Genomic DNA, 15025 nt, shown 5'->3' with positions numbered 1-15025 from the left:
AGTTGGTGAGGGTGTGACGTTATTAAATTCATTCATAACGGAGCTCAGAAGAGGCACGTTAACGCTAGCAGTCCTAAGTCAATTAAGAACTCCTCAATATGGCTATTCTCTTGTTCAATCGCTTGACAAATCAGGCATATCCATTGAACAGAGCACGCTGTACCCTCTGCTTCGGAGGTTAGAGAAGCAGGAGATGGTGACGAGCAGTTGGGATACAACGGAAAGCAGACCGCGTAAGTATTATGTATTAAGTGAGTATGGAAGAGAAATTTTCGAACAGCTGAAACTAGAGTGGGAGAAAACGTCGAGCGAATTAGCTACCTTGTTGAAGGGGGAGGACGAACGTGAATCTGATTGAGGTTTACATTGGTGAAGTGACGAGACGACTTCCTGAATCCATTCGGGAGGACATTGCGCTTGAATTAAGATCAACGATCGGGGATATGCTGCCGGATGATCCTTCAGAAGAAGAAGTGAAGAGCGCCCTTAATGAACTTGGAAGCCCGGTACAAATGGCGAATGGATTTCGGGATTGGCCAATGCACCTCATTGGCCCTCAATATTTTGAGCTTTACATGAAGATTATCAAGATGGTGTTACCTATTTCGCTCGTTGTCACATTTATCGCGTTTATGACGATTAATGTGATCGACTACAATGGCACAAGGTCACTTGGAGACGTCTTTTTTAATCTGATGGGTGATGCTATTGGAGGCTTATGGAATACCGCCATCCAAACGCTGTTTTGGATCACGCTCATTTTTGTGATTTTGGAACGAACCGATATAAATATAAACCGAGCGCTAAAAGGATGGTCAGCGGATGAATTAGAGAAGGTAACCTCTGTGCCCAAAAAGAAGAAAGTTGCGAAATCGGAGCTATTCGCCGACCTTCTCTTTGCGGCAGTTTGGGCAACGCTTTATTTTAACGCAGACAACTTACTTGGCATCATTCGAAACGGTAAGGTGGATGTGCCTTTCTTTAATAATGATGTGCTTTTATCTTACTGGCCACTTGTAAGTCTGACTCTTCTCACGACGGTGCTACTTGCTTTATATAAAGTGATTATTGGCTATTGGACGAAGCGTTTAGCGATTGCTAATGCTATTCATCATGTCTTTGCGACGACAGTGATCGTGATTATGTTATTAAATGATCAGCTGATTCATCCAGATCTAACGAACCTATTGTCTCTTTCAGAAACATATCAAAATATGATTCTTGCAGCAATTGGGCTATTCTTTATTCTGAGTGCCGGCATGGATATTGTAAAAGGATTTTGGAAAGCGAACTTGTAAGTTTAGTGCTTTTTTTCTTGGAATATTTAAAAAAAGTGGTAGAAATGCAAGGGTTTAATTAACTGAAAAAAATAAATTTTAATAGAATCGCAGAAATTGCGATTCTTTTTTTCATGATGTAAACCCTTTATTACCAAGGGTTTCTAGGGATTTTCTATCAAATAGAACCGTCTGTTTCATAATTTACAGAAAAATTTTTTAAACGTTTCCATTGATTTATGAAATAATAATTCCTATAATGAAGAAAGTTGGAAGGGTTTTCAATGGTATTAATGTAAACCCTTTATTTTAGAAGAGGTGGGAGTTATCATGGAAATCTACTTATTAGCAATAACACTCATATCAATTGCAATCGTAATTGTAGGAGTTTCTGTATTTCAGTGGCATGCTTTCATTGGTTTAACTGTAGCGGCTTTATTCCTGGCGGTCATGTCGGGGATGGAATGGGTCGATATTATAGGTTCATATGAAGCAGGTGTTGGTGGCGTACTTGGTCACTTAGTTGGTATTCTAGCACTTGGTACGATTCTAGGAAAACTGCTTTCTGAATCCGGTGCAGGGTTGCAGATTGCGAATTTCTTTATTCGCGTCTTTGGAGAGAAAAAGTTGCCATGGGCGATGTTCTTCTCAGGATTTATTATCGGAATTCCAGTATTCTTTGAAGTTGGTATTTTAATTCTATTACCACTCGTTATTTCGATTCAAAAGGCAACGAAGAAAAACATTTTATTGATTGCGCTACCAGCTGTAGCAGGTTTGTCGATTGTGCACGGATTGATTCCGCCGCATCCAGGTGCTGTTGCTGCGATTGGTATTTATGAAGCGGATCTTGGTAAAGTTCTATTGTATTCACTAGTTATAGCGCTTCCAGCTGGTATTCTTGGTGGTCCGGTATTTGCCAAATGGATTAACAAGCGCGTAGTTCCTGTAGGTGAGCCTGATTTGATTAAAGTGGAAGATCAGCAGGATCCATCTAAACTACCTGGTACAGGCATTTCATTTACAACAATCATTATGCCGGTGTTTTTACTTGTTCTAGGTACGTTCGCTCCGTTCCTACCGTTACCAGGTAGCGCGGAAGGGATTTTAGAATTTATTGGTAGCCCACTTGTGGCACTGTTATTATCTTGTTTCTTTGCATTCTATTTCCTTGGCTTCCGTCAGGGATTAGACAAAAAACAAATTAAAAAATACGTAGAAGAATGTATTCTACCTGTTGGATCAATCATCTTGATCATCGGTGCAGGTGGTGGCTTTAAACAGATTTTGATCGATAGCGGAATTGGAACGATTATCGGGAATCTTTCTCAAGATCTTTCGTTATCACCACTCGTTCTTGCCTTTATGATTGCAGGTCTTATTCGAATTGCTACAGGTTCCGCAACTGTTGCCTTAACAACAGCGGCTGGAATTGTGTCACCGATCATCGCAACGATGTCAGGTGTCAATCTAGAATTGCTCGTTATTGTTACAGGTGCAGGTTCACTTATGTTCTCGCATGTTAACGACGCTGGTTTCTGGATGGTTAAAGAATATCTAGGCTTAACCGTTAAAGAGACGTTTAAAACGTGGACTGTGTTAGAAACGATACTTTCTTTTGCAGCATTTGGCGGAGCATTAATTCTGAACATGTTTGTATAAAAGCGAGAGAGGGTCAGGCGCGTGCCTGCCCCTCTCTTTCTTCATTTCAGCATAAAACGCTCCTATTTAGGAAATGTTAACCATATCAAATAAGATAGGGTACATGATGGGATGTTGAATGAAGTGAAGAATAAGATGATTGAGCTTCATACTTCAATCGAAAAATTAAATGATGGATATAGCACCCTTTGGAAAGAGGAGATGTTTCTTGCCTGGCAATGGTGGTTGAACGTTTTACTTCTTTTAGGCCCGTGGGTTGTTTGGCTGATTCTACGAAAGAAGGAGAGCACGAACCGTTTATTATTAGCCGGGTTGTTTGTTTATGTGATTACATCAACGCTTGATTCGATGGGTGTCGCCTATGGGCTTTGGTTTTATTTGTATACACCGCTACCGTACATACATACGTTCTTTATGCCATGGGATTTAAGTTCTTTCCCAGTCATGGTTATGTTGCTTATTCAATACAAGCCAAACTTCAGTCCATTGTTGAAGGCGGTGTTCTTTTCGCTTATTTGTGCGTTTGTCTTCGAGCCTTTATTTATTAAATTAGATGTATATGTTCCTCTTAAATGGGAGTTGTATTATGGGGTGCCGGTCTACATCATTATTTATCTCGTTGCCCACCGTGTTAGTAGGAGAGGGAATTTCCACAAGTTAGAATAGAGAAGAGGGTCAGGTACGAACCTGACCCTCTTTTTTGCATTCAATTATCCGTTACAATTATTTTCTTTATCTTTCATATCTGATGTTTCGCATTCGATTTGTATAGTAGTATGTGTGAGTTCAAATTGATCATGTAGCTTTTGGCCAGCGATCTTAAGCATTTGATCTCGGTTCACCCCCTGGTTGACCACAATGTGACAGGTGAAAGATGGAAAGTCGGAGGTGATATTCCAGATATGCAAATCATGGATAGAATTAACGCCATCAATTTCAACTAGCGCTTCCTTTACTTTTTGAAGATCGATATTAGAAGGCGTTCCCTCCATTAATACATGGAAAGAGTCTTTTGTGACGCGGATCCCGCTAATTAAAACGAGAATAGCGACAATCGCACTCGCAATTGGATCGGCATAATTCCAGCCTATGAACATGATGAGCAATGCGGCAATGATGGCGCCGATTGATCCAAGTAAATCACCCAATACATGGAGAAAAGCACTTCGTAAATTGAGATTCTCAGAAGTGTCTCCTTTCATAAGGATCCAGGCGACTAGGATGTTGACAACCAAGCCAATGGCAGCGATAACGAGCATACCTGTACTTGCTACGTCAGGTGGGTTGATAAACCGATTGATGGATTCCCATAAGATATAGAATGAAATCGCAATAAGCGCAATCCCGTTTAGGAACGCCGCAAGAATCTCAAATCGTTTGTATCCATATGTTTTCTTCGTATCAGATTTCTTCTCACCGAGTTTAAAGGCAAGTAAGCTCATACCTAGTGCTACGGCATCGCTAAGCATATGTCCTGCATCTGATAAGAGTGCGAGACTGTTGGTAATGATCCCACCAACAACCTCTAGAATCATAAAAGTGGAGATAAGTATAAAACTAATGAGTAGTGCTTTTTTGTTCGCTGAATGAGTGTGTCCGTGATCATGAGAATGATTATGCCCCATCGTAATGCCTCCAATCGATTACCAATAAAATGTGATACATGAGTATGTGTTCATATATCGATTATACCACTAATGAATGTGGTTTTAAACGTCTTTCGAAGGGGTCAGGCTCGGGCCTGACCCCTTCGAAAGACAACTGTCTCTATAATGTGGATTTTCGTTCTATTAGTATGTATCAAATGATCAAAATAGGGGACTTTAATGTGATAGAGGAGCGTGGTGATGGTGTCAAAGGACAAGGGAATTCTTTATTTGATTTGGATAGTGACTGCAGCTCTTTTATTTAAATATATCCCGAGAAATAAAATTCGACACGGTCTTGTGATTATGCTCTTTAAGCATGTTGTGACATGGTTTTTTGGTTTACTTGTCGTAGAGAAAGGGTTAATTCAGTATCCAGTGCGATTCTTTCGAAAGGCAAATCGTACAAGTTTTACGTTCGAATACTTTGTTTATCCTGCTTTTTGTGCCATTTTCAATTTGAATTACCCGGAGAGCAGAAATAAATTCATACAGCTGCTCTATTATCTTTTTCACGTTGGCATTATTACCATAGGAGAAGTGATCGCGGAGAAATATACGAATCTGATAAAGTATGTTAAGTGGAAGTGGTACTGGAGTTTCATCACGCTATCGCTAACAAATTTTAGTTCTCGCGTGTTCTATCGATGGTTTTATAAAGATGAGTTTAAGATAAAGGAATCAAATTAAAAAGTCATTCTCAGCTTCCTCATTTTGGAGGCTTTTCTTGTGGAAAGAGATGGAGATAAAATATAATGATCGTTAATGAAGAGAAAGCATGTTAAGTTTGTACATACTTTTTCTCAAAAAGACAGGCTTATATTTACTGTCTCTCATATGGTATCTTTCTTATGACCAAACTGAAGTAAGAAGGGTGTTCCGATGAGCAAAAATATAAAACTAGAACGTCCCAAGATTCCGGCTATCTTGGAAGAAGGTTATTTTCGTGCGATTTATAATGATGAAGACTTAACGCTAATGAATTGCGAGATTATAGGTGAAGCGGTGGACGACGTTGAGCTTGATCGTGTAATCCTATCAAAAGTGGTGTTTAGAAACGTTACATTTACAAACGCCACGTTTCCCCAAATTGACATGATTGATGTTATATTCGATAATTGTAACCTTTCTAATGTGAACTTCACTGAAGGCATTATTCATCGCGTAAAGTTCACGGACTGCAAGTTAATGGGAGCGGATTTTTCGGAAGCGAACCTTGGAAACGTTACATTTGAGAATTGTATGGCAAATTTCAGTAGTTATGTGGATACAAGGCTGAAACAAGTGAAATTTGAAGATACGTCTTTACAAAGCGCGAATTATCATGGCTGTCAGTTTACAAAGACAATTTTCAACAGGTGTGACGCAAACGATGTGAATTTCGTACAAACGCTTTTAAAGGATGTCGATCTAAGCACGTGTACGTTTGAACGCCTTCATGTTGATTTAGAAAGCCTTAATGGATGTGAAGTTTCACAGGATCAGGCGATTGGATTTGCGAAGTTGTTAGGATTGAAAGTTGTTGAATAACGAAAGGGGGACAGGCACATGCCTGTCCCCCTTTACTTTACTTCATAAAAGAAGTGATTGAGGAATGGGGGGATATTTGAAATAATTGTTAGTGGATATAACCTGCGATAGAATATAGAGGTTTACATAAAGAAATAGGTGATTCCAGACGAACTGCTAAGATTGGAGGGTTTTATGAACATTCGTCATGTGAAGCAATCAGATTACTATGTGATTTCTCCATTGATCAATGAATGGTGGAATGGAGGACAAATGATCGACAAGCTTCCTAAAATGTTCTTTGATCATTTTTCGAATACGAGCTTTATTGCAGAGGAGAACGGTGAGATCGCCGGATTTCTTATTGGTTTTCTTTCACAAACTCATTTAGAAGAAGGGTATATTCACTTTGCTGGTGTTCATCCTTCTTATCGAGGTAGTCATATTGGACGTCAACTTTATGAGTCATTCTTTCAAACAATGAAAGCTTATGGAAGAAGCTTAGTACGGTGCGTCACCTCGCCTGATAATAAGAATTCGATTGCCTACCATTTTAGAATGGGTTTTGAGATTGAAGGAGGCAACCGCGTCGTGAATGGAATTGCAGTACACTCAAACTATGACGGACCAGGGCGTGAGCGTGTGGTGTTTGTGAAGCGCGTATAAATGTCCGCGGCGGGGGTCAGGTCAAGCCTGATCCCCGCGCTTTTGAAACTAATTCTCGTTCGTTTCGTATGTAGTAATATGCAGTAAACTTTTTCAGCCCATATTCTCTAATCGTTTCACTCTGAAAAATACGTAAAGCTTGGAGGAGAATTTATGGCAGAGGGAATGTTTTTGCTTATGATTGTGTTTATTACCGTTTTTATCATTGGAAAAAAGAAGAAAAAATGATCTGTAGGTTTGATTCTTTTCTTAGGGAGTGTTTGCTAAGTTTATCGCAAACGCTCCTTTTAGCCATTAGGTCATTTACAGAATAGTAAAATCTTATTTTGAGGAAGGGGTGTATTCAATGAGGATCGAAAGGAAATTGTACGAGGAAGCAGTGAATTTAATTGAGTCTCGTTACCCATCTGGTTGGGGAGGGGCTGCAGCGATGTATACAAGTGAAGGCTCTATTCTAACGAGCGTTTCTCCAGAGAACATTAATGCTTCTGCAGAGCTTTGTATTGAAACGGGGGCTATTCTAGAAGCTCATAAATTAAACGCAGAAATCACGCACTCCATTTGCGTAGTCCGTGATGATGAGAATTCTCATTATAAGATATTAACTCCGTGTGGTATTTGTCAGGAACGACTGTTTTATTGGGGAGCAAATGTTAAAGCAGCCGTATTTACGGAAGACAGTGCGCTTCACTTTAAAACGTTGAAAGAAATACAACCTTATCACTGGTATGAAGCCTATGAGGGAGAGTAATGAGATAAGAAGTAGAGAGGCGTTAATCTCAGGAACCATTTCCCTTTCCGGGAGCTAAAAGCAGATTGTTCATCCGTATAGGACTAATCAGGTGGTTGAAGGATAAGAGAATTTCAAGTTTTCTCAGAAGGGATTTATTACCTTTTATAGAAATGTAGTGATGATAAGTAAATCCTGGAAATGAGGGATGGCGCTGATTGAGACGATCTGCTTTTTCTGTAAAAAGAAATTTCATATTAAGCCCCCTGATTCACAGTTTCGGAAGTTGAAGCAGAACCCTGGTGCGAGCTATGTGTGTAAGGCGTGTAACCAATCGATGCAGCGAGAAGCACAGCAAAGCACGGGGATTCATCCAGACCAAATTGATCAGTATGATAAATTTTTCCGTTAAAATGACCGGAGGGAGTGAAGACGTATGAAAAGATGGCTTGCATTCTTGCCCGTTCTTCTCATTCTACTCACCAGCTGCAATGGAGATGGTCAGGCTGTGACGAAACAGGTTGTTCAAAAAGAAAATCAAGCAGAAGTAAGTAACACTTTCACATCAGGTTCTTATAAGATGATTGGTGAAGAAGAGCGGATCGGCTTTATACATAGTGATGCGTCAGCATTCAAAGCTGGTGAACCTAATAAGTACATGTGGCACTTGTGGGGAGATGAAGACGAACTAGATGGTTCTCTTAAAGTAATCGGAAGACATCAGGAAACAAATGAGGAGATCGTGGTTTTTGAATCAGATGAGTTGGCGGGTCCGCATAACGGAGCGGATGCTCACGTCCCGTCAACGATGCAACTTCCTTCAACAGGTGTTTGGGAGCTAGATGCTTATGTTGGGGAAGAGTTTTTTGGAACCATTGTAGTGGAGGTCATGTAATTGCCATACTTTAATCAAGAAATAGGTGTACAAAAAGAAGCGTTGGAACACATTCTTTATCAGAATCCAGCCATTGAAAAGGCTCTCGGTGTACTAAGGGAAGAGTTCAATCATGCTTACATCGGGGCAGGGTGTATTGTGCAAACGGTTTGGAATGACTTAACGAATCGGCCGGTGGATTACGGCATCCATGACCTGGATGTTGTGTATTACGATGATCAGGATTTGAGCTTAGAAAAAGAGGTCGAGATAGAAGAGCAACTTCGGAAGTTGCTTTCCGACATTCCTTATAAAATTGACGCCAAAAACGAAGCGCGCGTTCATCTCTGGTATGAAGAGAAATTTGGTCAGCGTATCGCCCCTTATTCTTCAGTAGAAGATGCCATCAATAGCTGGCCGACTACTGCAACATCAATCGGTGTCAAAGTAGGAGAGGATGGTGCGTTTAAGGTATACGCACCATACGGATTAAATGATTTATTTGGGTTAATTGTGCGTGCAAACAAGTTGTTGATTACCCGCAATGTCTATGAAGCGAAAGTGGAAAAATGGACGCGAAAATGGCCAGAGCTTGAGGTGATCACTTGGGACAAGTGACGAAGGTGCGAAATAGAGTACTTTAAGAACTCATAATGATTTCTTATCTACTGTTTGGAGGCAATAATGGAAGCAAAAAAGTTCTTATCTTTACTAGGGTGGGTGATGCTTGGAGCGTGGCTCATACATTTTTTTATTTACTATTTAATCGATTTAGATCGAGGAATCTATTCTGTAGAAAAGATCGTCTCAGGGATTGTGTTTATTCTTATCGCAGTACCAATCTATTTTACTGGTGTTCACCTGTATTATAAATTTAGCGAGGAGCGTTCATAGGATGAAAAAGGGGTTAGGGGAGATCTGATTTGCAGAGAGTGGAAAACATAGAAGGAAACCGATGTGGTAAGGCGCATTTTGATATAGAAAAGATATTACCAAAACCCCCGCTAAAGGAAGTCTTTCTACTTGGCATCGATGGGTTAAGTCGGTCAGGTAAAACCACGTTCGTCTCCGAGTTAGAGCGCTTACTTGAAATGTCAGGGTATCGCTCTGTTTCATTTCATATAGATGATTACATAGAGCCGGAGCAAAAGCGGTATAATACGGGCCACGAAGAGTGGTACGAATACTATTTTTTGCAGTGGGACGTCACTAAGCTAAAACAGCATCTTTTTGACAGCATAATGGAACGAATACCGCCCGAAAATTTGAACGTAGATGTGGTGTTGATCGAAGGGGTTTTTCTGCAAAGAGACGAATGGCGTTCTGCGTTCGATTGCGTGCTTTTCTTAGAATGTGCAAGAGATGTGCGGTTCGGACGAGAGAACGAAGAGACACAGAGAAATCTAAAGAAATTTGAAGAGCGATATTGGAAAGCAGAAAAGTATTATATGGATACCGTTAAGCCTTTGGAGAGAGCGGATTTTGTGATTGAGTCATGATCGTTCATGAAAGCAATAAACGGGTGAGCATTCCTTTAGTAGGGCTACTTTTGCAACTATTCCTTGTATTATTTGTCACTGCGCTAAACGGTTTACGAACTTCACTGATGAATCATTTTTCGATTTACCCAGTTGCCCTTATGGAGCTAACGATAGGCGTTATAAGCTTATGTTTTGGTGTCTACGGGCTCATTCAACTAAAGTATTCCGCTCTTTCATGGATCGTTGTCATGATCGGTGCAATATCGTGCTTTCTATTTGTTTTTGTGTATCTACTTTCAGAGGCGGGTACTCCGCCTCTCATCCGATTGATATGAGATCATTTGAATCCAACGATCGAATGTTTGTGGAGCCTAAGAGGATAGCTGATTATGACATGGAGTGGAACGAAGTGTATCAAGAAAAGTAGATGCTGCATTAAAATTGGAGGAAAACTAGTGAAAATGAAAGTTCTGGCTCCTTTCATTCTATTGGGAACGCTACTGTTATCAAGCTGTGCGAATAATGAGGATAAAACGGCTGAGATTAAGCCGATGCCTGATTCGGATTATGTAAAAACTTTCGAAGAGTTGAATCTTGGTAATCTATTCGATTTTGAATTCGAATTAGAGAACGCAGATAAACGCTGGGTAAGGCTTTGGGTTGAGCGGTATCAAGATGGGGAGAAAGATCGTGAGCCTATTACGGAACTTATGTATGGTCAGAGTCCGATTCCAGATGAAACGTCTAAAGGGCATGTAGGATTTGGGATCATTCAGTCTAATGAAGGTGAACCTTCTTATTTTCTTTATGCTCCAGGCCTTAGTTCATCTCCAAATAAAAGCGTTGAAAAAAAGAAGTCAGAAACATCAATGACAACATGGGATTATGCGTTTCCAGATGAAAAGGTGGATTTACTATTAAATGAAGAGAAAGTGCTAGCAGCGTATAGGGGCACTTCGTCGAATCAAATGAGAACCTATGATTTGGGGAGCAAAGATGATGTTGAGAAAATGATTCAAGAGGATACTGAGGTTTTATTATTGAAAATCTTGATTGAAGAAAGTGATGAGGAACATGAATAATTTCTGATGTGTCAGTTTTATAGGCATATGATCTTAATATTTGGAAATGATAGAGCGATCTAAAAGAATTAGGAGCGTTTTTATGGGTAATGTATTCTTTTTTGGAGGACTAGGATTATCATTTGTAGTAGCTATATTTCTTGTAACATGGGGCGTCACTTCTTTATCCAAATTAATGACAAAATAAAGTGCCGTTTATCCTTATGGAGGAGCTTTAATCCATAAGGAAAGAACAGAGCTAGGAATGGCTTTTACGCCTCCAAGCTCTTTTTTTATGTGATTTTCCGTTTTCACCTCTGAGAAAGAATGATTTTATTTTTCAATAAGTGGTTGCTTAATATATCATTACCTGATATATTACATTTATTGATATATCATTAAACGATATAAGATTGGAGGAAGCGAATGCCAAGAAATGATTCTCTTGAAGTGGGAGAGCTAACAGATACATCTTATTACATTCTTCTCTCACTGATGGAGCCTAAACACGGATATTTAATTATGAAAACAATTGAGGAAATGACAGATCAGACGGTTGTAGTTGGACCTGCGTCCATGTATACCACGATCAAAAAGTTACTTGGAGCAGAACTGATAAAGCTGCATGATAAGAGTGATAAGAAAAAGGTGTATGTAACGACAGAAAAAGGTGTTCAGCTAGTAAAAAAAGAAATCGAACGAAAACGCCTAATGATTCAGCACGGAGAAGAAATACTCGCAAATAAAGGAGAGTGAGTGTATTGGGGAAAAAGAAATATGTGATAAGCAGCGGTTTAGCTTTTTTCGAAGAGAAAGAGATGGAGCGACTCGGTAAGTTTGCGCGAAGGGGATGGTTTATAGAGAAGTTTGCGTTCTCGGGTTTTGTATTTCGTAAAGGAGAACCAGAAGACGTGATTTATTCACTAGACTATCAGTCAGTGGCCGATGCCGAGTACTTTAGTTACTTTGAAGAAGCAGGATGGAAGCATGTTTGTACTGGAGCGGGTGTCATGCACATCTTTTCGGCAGCACCAGGCACTACCCCAATCTATTCAGACCAGGCTACCATCAAAGAGAAGTATGAAAAGGAAAGCCAATCTGTGAAAAAGGTTGCCCTGCCAGCATTTCTAATCGCTATTATGCTAGTCGTGTTGTTGTTTAGTAGTGAGAATGGATTTCTCCCTACAGTTGTTGGGGATATTAGTGAATATGCGAGTTACGCGACTTTTATTGTGTTGATCTTCACAGGGATGCCTTATCTTTCGTATCAATATAAGTTGAGGAAGTTGGAGAAGCGTAATGTTTAATAAGGGGAAGATACAACTATAATCATAGAACTGTTCGTCGTGATGGGACGAATGTTTGTAATGGGGGTCAGGTACGCACCTGACCCCCATTACGTTTGACAGTCATTTTCTCTTCCTCCCAATCAACAGCGACACTTGCGCCATTGTGAAAGGAAGGGACGATTTCTTTCGATAGGCAAGGTACTTGCGTTCCCAGGTGTGGGCGTATTTCCCTTTGAACTTTCGTAGGCCCTGGAAATGATAGAAGATATGACCGTGAAGAAAGATTTGGGCGGCGATTCGCTCACTTAGGAAAGAGAACTTGGATTGACCCACGTTCGAAAGTGGAGCCATCCCTAGATTAAAGCGCTCGTAGCCTTCAGTCTTAGCCCATTCAAATAAAGAGAGAAACATGACGTCCATTGTACCTGGTGGGGCATCGTGCAGAAAACGCATTAAATCCACAGATACCGTTTTATTGTTATCATAGACTGGCATGAGACTGGTAAACGCGATGATCCTGTCGTGTTCTTTCATAATGGCGATCTCTGATTTGTTTAGATAGTCCATATGATAGAATCCGAGCGAAAATCCTTTCTCATTTCTTCCCTGTAGCCATTCGTCAGATACGTTTTTTAGCTTCTGCAAAAGCTCTTCACTGTGCGGAGGCCTTACGATTTCAACTTGAAAATTCTCTCGCTCGAATTTATTTTTAACAGCACGCAATGCTTTCATTCTCTTTCCAGATAGCGTGAACTGATCTAAATCTACGAATGCTTCTTCACCAAGCTTAAAGAAACCAAAGCCTTTTTCATGGAGAATGGGAAGCAGGCTGTTACTAACTTCATAGAACACTGGGGTATAGCCCTGGATGTCTGCCAGGTGCTGAAACTCTTCGATAGCTTCAGGAAATGCTTCTTTCTGTCCGATCGGATCGCCGAGAACGACGAGTTTATCCGATGATTTTTGGAAACAGATTAAGACCGTTTTTTTGGAGTTCCAAAAGATTGATTTATCGTGCAGGAAAATTAAATGAGCTAACGTATTTCCACCGTAGGTTACAAGATGCTCTCGTATTTCATTATCATGTTCAGGTGATGATTCCTTGATTGGGTTTCTCGGTTTAATCACGGCGGTCCCAATCACAAAAACAATTAGCGCAATCATTAAACCAATTAATGCACTATAAAACAGCGTGTGGTAATCCGTAATAACATATGGCAAGACTTGTGGTGGAATAACGCCGTTTGATGAAGGTAAGCTTAAATATCCAATTAACACATACATCGACGTGATGAATAGGATCACTAGCCCATCAATAATGGTTTTGCTCCACGTTAATACATAGCTCTCGCGATAGAAGCGCGTTCTCGACATATAGAGAATGAAGGCAACGAGTAAGAGAAAGATTGCTTCCTCGTAATCGATCCCTTTAGAAAAGGTAAAGGCAGCTGCTGCGAAAAGGACGACGATGGTGAGATAATATGCTCTTTTCACCTTGTACTCAATGCCTCTTGATAACCCGAGTAAAGCAAAGCCAGCTCCAACGGAAAGCTGATGAGAAAGGTTAACAAGAAACGGTAGTGAATGCATTTCTTCTAGAATTTTTAACCGATCGATAATGCCAGGTAAGGCCGCAGACAATAGTAAAATTAAGCCCGAAATAAACACAAGCAGCGTAAGCATCACATGACTTAGCCTTTGAATAAGGGCAAGTGGGAGGCTATCCCAGTTTGCATTCCATTTCTCCCAATAGTCTCTTACAAAAAGAATCGCAGCGAGTAAGAATGGAAAGATAAAGTATCCGACTCGATAGAGAATGAGTAGAAAAAAGACTTTTTCATCTTGGACACCAACAAGCTCGGTTCCCCAAATGAAAATCAAATCAAATGAACCGAGTCCGCCCGGGATCATGCTCCCAATCCCAACGCATGAGGCGACAACAAAGATGGGGAATAACTCGTGAAAAGAAATGCTCAGTTCAAGTATGTTTGCTAGTAACCAGACGGCAAGGAACGCAAATGTCCACTCAAGGAAAGAGACGGCGATGAGCTGGAATTTCGTTTGTGAACCAAAGAACCGAGGAGAGCTTTTATCACGATGACGAACGAATTGAAAAAGCAGTACAGGCAGATACAGTCCAACTGCTATAACAACGACATAAAGCCATAGGAACTCTTCCAAAAGAAGGCTATCTCTATAAGCGAAAAGAATTGTGAGTGCAAGGAAAGATAACCCAGTCAAATAAAAATACGAAATGTTTCCAATGGATTTAGATAGTTTCTGCTTATCTACCTCATAAGTTTGATAAAAGTATTTTCTAAGCATACCGCTAATAATTCCACCAGATCCGATCAGGTTAGAGAAAGCATTGACGATAAACGATTGCTTCAACAGCTGTTTTTTTGGAAATGTTTTCTGCAATGATTTTAAGAGCAATGAGTCGTATAAGAACATTGGGCTAACGGCTCCCATAGAAATTAATAAAACGAGAACAAGTTTGCCTATGTTAAACTGATTAACTTCATTCCGAAGAAGATCCGGATTGATGCTAGACATGAAAGGGATGATTTCAATCACTGCTAGCACAAAAAGAAAAAGAGGTAAGATGAATTTTAAATAATGAAATAGATGTTTGTAAATAGTTGTTTTCATAGTTCACTCCTTTATCTTGATTTTACATGATTCAGAGAAATTTCACTCAATAAATTTGAAAAAGGTGAAAACTTTTGCCTTTGGGAAGAAAATCATAAACCATCACTGTATAAAAATATGTATCGAAAAATGTAGTATAGCAGAACGATTCATTTACACAAAAAAACGTTCAGAGGAT

19 protein-coding genes are annotated in these 15025 nt (G+C 40.0%); 17 read left to right on the top strand and 2 right to left on the bottom strand.

Annotation, left to right across the window (positions count from 1 at the left end; all coding sequences use genetic code 11):
- Positions 1-13: 13 nt before the first annotated feature.
- From Q4550_RS00680 to Q4550_RS00665, 4 genes are all read left to right on the top strand, one after another.
- On the top strand, positions 14-358 hold the full coding sequence (locus Q4550_RS00680) for a PadR family transcriptional regulator (protein ID WP_303529435.1): 345 nt from the start codon (positions 14-16) through the stop codon (positions 356-358).
- Entirely contained in the window at positions 345-1298 is a 954-nt protein-coding gene (locus tag Q4550_RS00675) for a hypothetical protein (protein ID WP_303529432.1), read from the top strand. Before Q4550_RS00680 ends, Q4550_RS00675 begins: the two co-directional genes overlap by 14 nt.
- A gap of 309 nt (positions 1299-1607) precedes the next feature.
- Positions 1608-2939, top strand: coding sequence for a GntP family permease (locus Q4550_RS00670; RefSeq protein ID WP_303529429.1), 1332 nt, complete (start codon positions 1608-1610; stop codon positions 2937-2939).
- Positions 2940-3062: 123 nt separating this feature from the next.
- Entirely contained in the window at positions 3063-3605 is a 543-nt protein-coding gene (locus tag Q4550_RS00665; RefSeq protein ID WP_303529426.1) for a CBO0543 family protein, read from the top strand.
- A gap of 44 nt (positions 3606-3649) precedes the next feature.
- Here the strand turns inward: Q4550_RS00665 and Q4550_RS00660 are convergent, their stop codons facing one another.
- The gene (locus Q4550_RS00660) at positions 3650-4564 is read right to left on the bottom strand and encodes a cation diffusion facilitator family transporter (protein ID WP_303529422.1); all 915 of its coding nucleotides are present in this window, start codon (positions 4562-4564) and stop codon (positions 3650-3652) included.
- A gap of 222 nt (positions 4565-4786) precedes the next feature.
- Between Q4550_RS00660 and Q4550_RS00655 the strand changes: the two genes are divergently transcribed.
- The 13 genes from Q4550_RS00655 to Q4550_RS00595 all read left to right on the top strand — a co-directional run bounded on the left by Q4550_RS00655 (position 4787) and on the right by Q4550_RS00595 (position 12213).
- Positions 4787-5275: a CBO0543 family protein gene (locus Q4550_RS00655; protein ID WP_303529420.1), complete on the top strand. Its 489-nt coding sequence runs from the start codon at positions 4787-4789 to the stop codon at positions 5273-5275.
- 192 nt (positions 5276-5467) lie between these two features.
- Positions 5468-6115, top strand: a complete 648-nt coding sequence (locus Q4550_RS00650; RefSeq protein ID WP_303529417.1) for a pentapeptide repeat-containing protein — start codon at positions 5468-5470, stop codon at positions 6113-6115.
- A 174-nt stretch (positions 6116-6289) separates the two neighbouring features.
- The gene (locus Q4550_RS00645; RefSeq protein WP_303529413.1) at positions 6290-6760 is read left to right on the top strand and encodes a GNAT family N-acetyltransferase; all 471 of its coding nucleotides are present in this window, start codon (positions 6290-6292) and stop codon (positions 6758-6760) included.
- 346 nt (positions 6761-7106) lie between these two features.
- Complete coding sequence (locus tag Q4550_RS00640) at positions 7107-7511, top strand: cytidine deaminase (RefSeq protein WP_303529410.1); 405 nt, start codon at positions 7107-7109, stop codon at positions 7509-7511.
- Between the two features lie 187 nt (positions 7512-7698).
- Positions 7699-7902: a hypothetical protein gene (locus Q4550_RS00635; RefSeq protein ID WP_303529409.1), complete on the top strand. Its 204-nt coding sequence runs from the start codon at positions 7699-7701 to the stop codon at positions 7900-7902.
- A gap of 24 nt (positions 7903-7926) precedes the next feature.
- The gene (locus tag Q4550_RS00630) at positions 7927-8385 is read left to right on the top strand and encodes a DUF4871 domain-containing protein (protein ID WP_303529408.1); all 459 of its coding nucleotides are present in this window, start codon (positions 7927-7929) and stop codon (positions 8383-8385) included.
- On the top strand, positions 8386-8982 hold the full coding sequence (locus Q4550_RS00625; protein WP_303529406.1) for a nucleotidyltransferase family protein: 597 nt from the start codon (positions 8386-8388) through the stop codon (positions 8980-8982).
- Between the two features lie 66 nt (positions 8983-9048).
- Positions 9049-9258: a hypothetical protein gene (locus tag Q4550_RS00620; RefSeq protein ID WP_303529403.1), complete on the top strand. Its 210-nt coding sequence runs from the start codon at positions 9049-9051 to the stop codon at positions 9256-9258.
- A gap of 83 nt (positions 9259-9341) precedes the next feature.
- Positions 9342-9863, top strand: a complete 522-nt coding sequence (locus Q4550_RS00615) for a nucleoside/nucleotide kinase family protein (protein ID WP_303530454.1) — start codon at positions 9342-9344, stop codon at positions 9861-9863.
- Positions 9864-9913: 50 nt separating this feature from the next.
- The gene (locus Q4550_RS00610; protein WP_303529402.1) at positions 9914-10180 is read left to right on the top strand and encodes a hypothetical protein; all 267 of its coding nucleotides are present in this window, start codon (positions 9914-9916) and stop codon (positions 10178-10180) included.
- A gap of 120 nt (positions 10181-10300) precedes the next feature.
- Complete coding sequence (locus tag Q4550_RS00605; RefSeq protein ID WP_303529400.1) at positions 10301-10927, top strand: hypothetical protein; 627 nt, start codon at positions 10301-10303, stop codon at positions 10925-10927.
- A 405-nt stretch (positions 10928-11332) separates the two neighbouring features.
- Entirely contained in the window at positions 11333-11662 is a 330-nt protein-coding gene (locus tag Q4550_RS00600; protein WP_303529399.1) for a PadR family transcriptional regulator, read from the top strand.
- Positions 11663-11667: 5 nt separating this feature from the next.
- Positions 11668-12213, top strand: coding sequence for a DUF2812 domain-containing protein (locus Q4550_RS00595; protein ID WP_303529397.1), 546 nt, complete (start codon positions 11668-11670; stop codon positions 12211-12213).
- Between the two features lie 102 nt (positions 12214-12315).
- On the opposite strand, the gene mprF is transcribed toward Q4550_RS00595, so the two are convergent.
- Positions 12316-14847 (bottom strand): bifunctional lysylphosphatidylglycerol flippase/synthetase MprF, encoded by a 2532-nt coding sequence (gene mprF, locus Q4550_RS00590; RefSeq protein WP_303529394.1) that lies wholly within the window; start codon positions 14845-14847, stop codon positions 12316-12318.
- Between the last annotated feature and the right edge of the window lie 178 nt (positions 14848-15025).

The organism is Anaerobacillus sp. 1_MG-2023, from assembly GCF_030547345.1.
Classification (GTDB): Bacteria; Bacillota; Bacilli; order Bacillales; family Guptibacillaceae; genus Guptibacillus; species Guptibacillus hwajinpoensis_B.
The sequence above is the reverse complement of the archived record's forward strand: the minus strand, read 5'-3'. Positions and strand labels throughout refer to the sequence as shown.

Bases quoted from the DNA above. Each gene is read 5' to 3' on its own strand.
- Q4550_RS00670 (WP_303529429.1), top strand. From the start codon at position 1,608: ATGGAAATCTACTTATTAGCAATAACACTCATATCAATTGCAATCGTA.
- Q4550_RS00660 (WP_303529422.1), bottom strand. From the start codon at position 4,564: ATGGGGCATAATCATTCTCATGATCACGGACACACTCATTCAGCGAAC.
- Q4550_RS00655 (WP_303529420.1), top strand. From the start codon at position 4,787: ATGGTGTCAAAGGACAAGGGAATTCTTTATTTGATTTGGATAGTGACT.
- Q4550_RS00650 (WP_303529417.1), top strand. From the start codon at position 5,468: ATGAGCAAAAATATAAAACTAGAACGTCCCAAGATTCCGGCTATCTTG.
- Q4550_RS00645 (WP_303529413.1), top strand. From the start codon at position 6,290: ATGAACATTCGTCATGTGAAGCAATCAGATTACTATGTGATTTCTCCA.
- Q4550_RS00640 (WP_303529410.1), top strand. From the start codon at position 7,107: ATGAGGATCGAAAGGAAATTGTACGAGGAAGCAGTGAATTTAATTGAG.
- Q4550_RS00635 (WP_303529409.1), top strand. From the start codon at position 7,699: ATGGCGCTGATTGAGACGATCTGCTTTTTCTGTAAAAAGAAATTTCAT.
- Q4550_RS00630 (WP_303529408.1), top strand. From the start codon at position 7,927: ATGAAAAGATGGCTTGCATTCTTGCCCGTTCTTCTCATTCTACTCACC.
- Q4550_RS00620 (WP_303529403.1), top strand. From the start codon at position 9,049: ATGGAAGCAAAAAAGTTCTTATCTTTACTAGGGTGGGTGATGCTTGGA.
- Q4550_RS00600 (WP_303529399.1), top strand. From the start codon at position 11,333: ATGCCAAGAAATGATTCTCTTGAAGTGGGAGAGCTAACAGATACATCT.
- mprF (WP_303529394.1), bottom strand. From the start codon at position 14,847: ATGAAAACAACTATTTACAAACATCTATTTCATTATTTAAAATTCATC.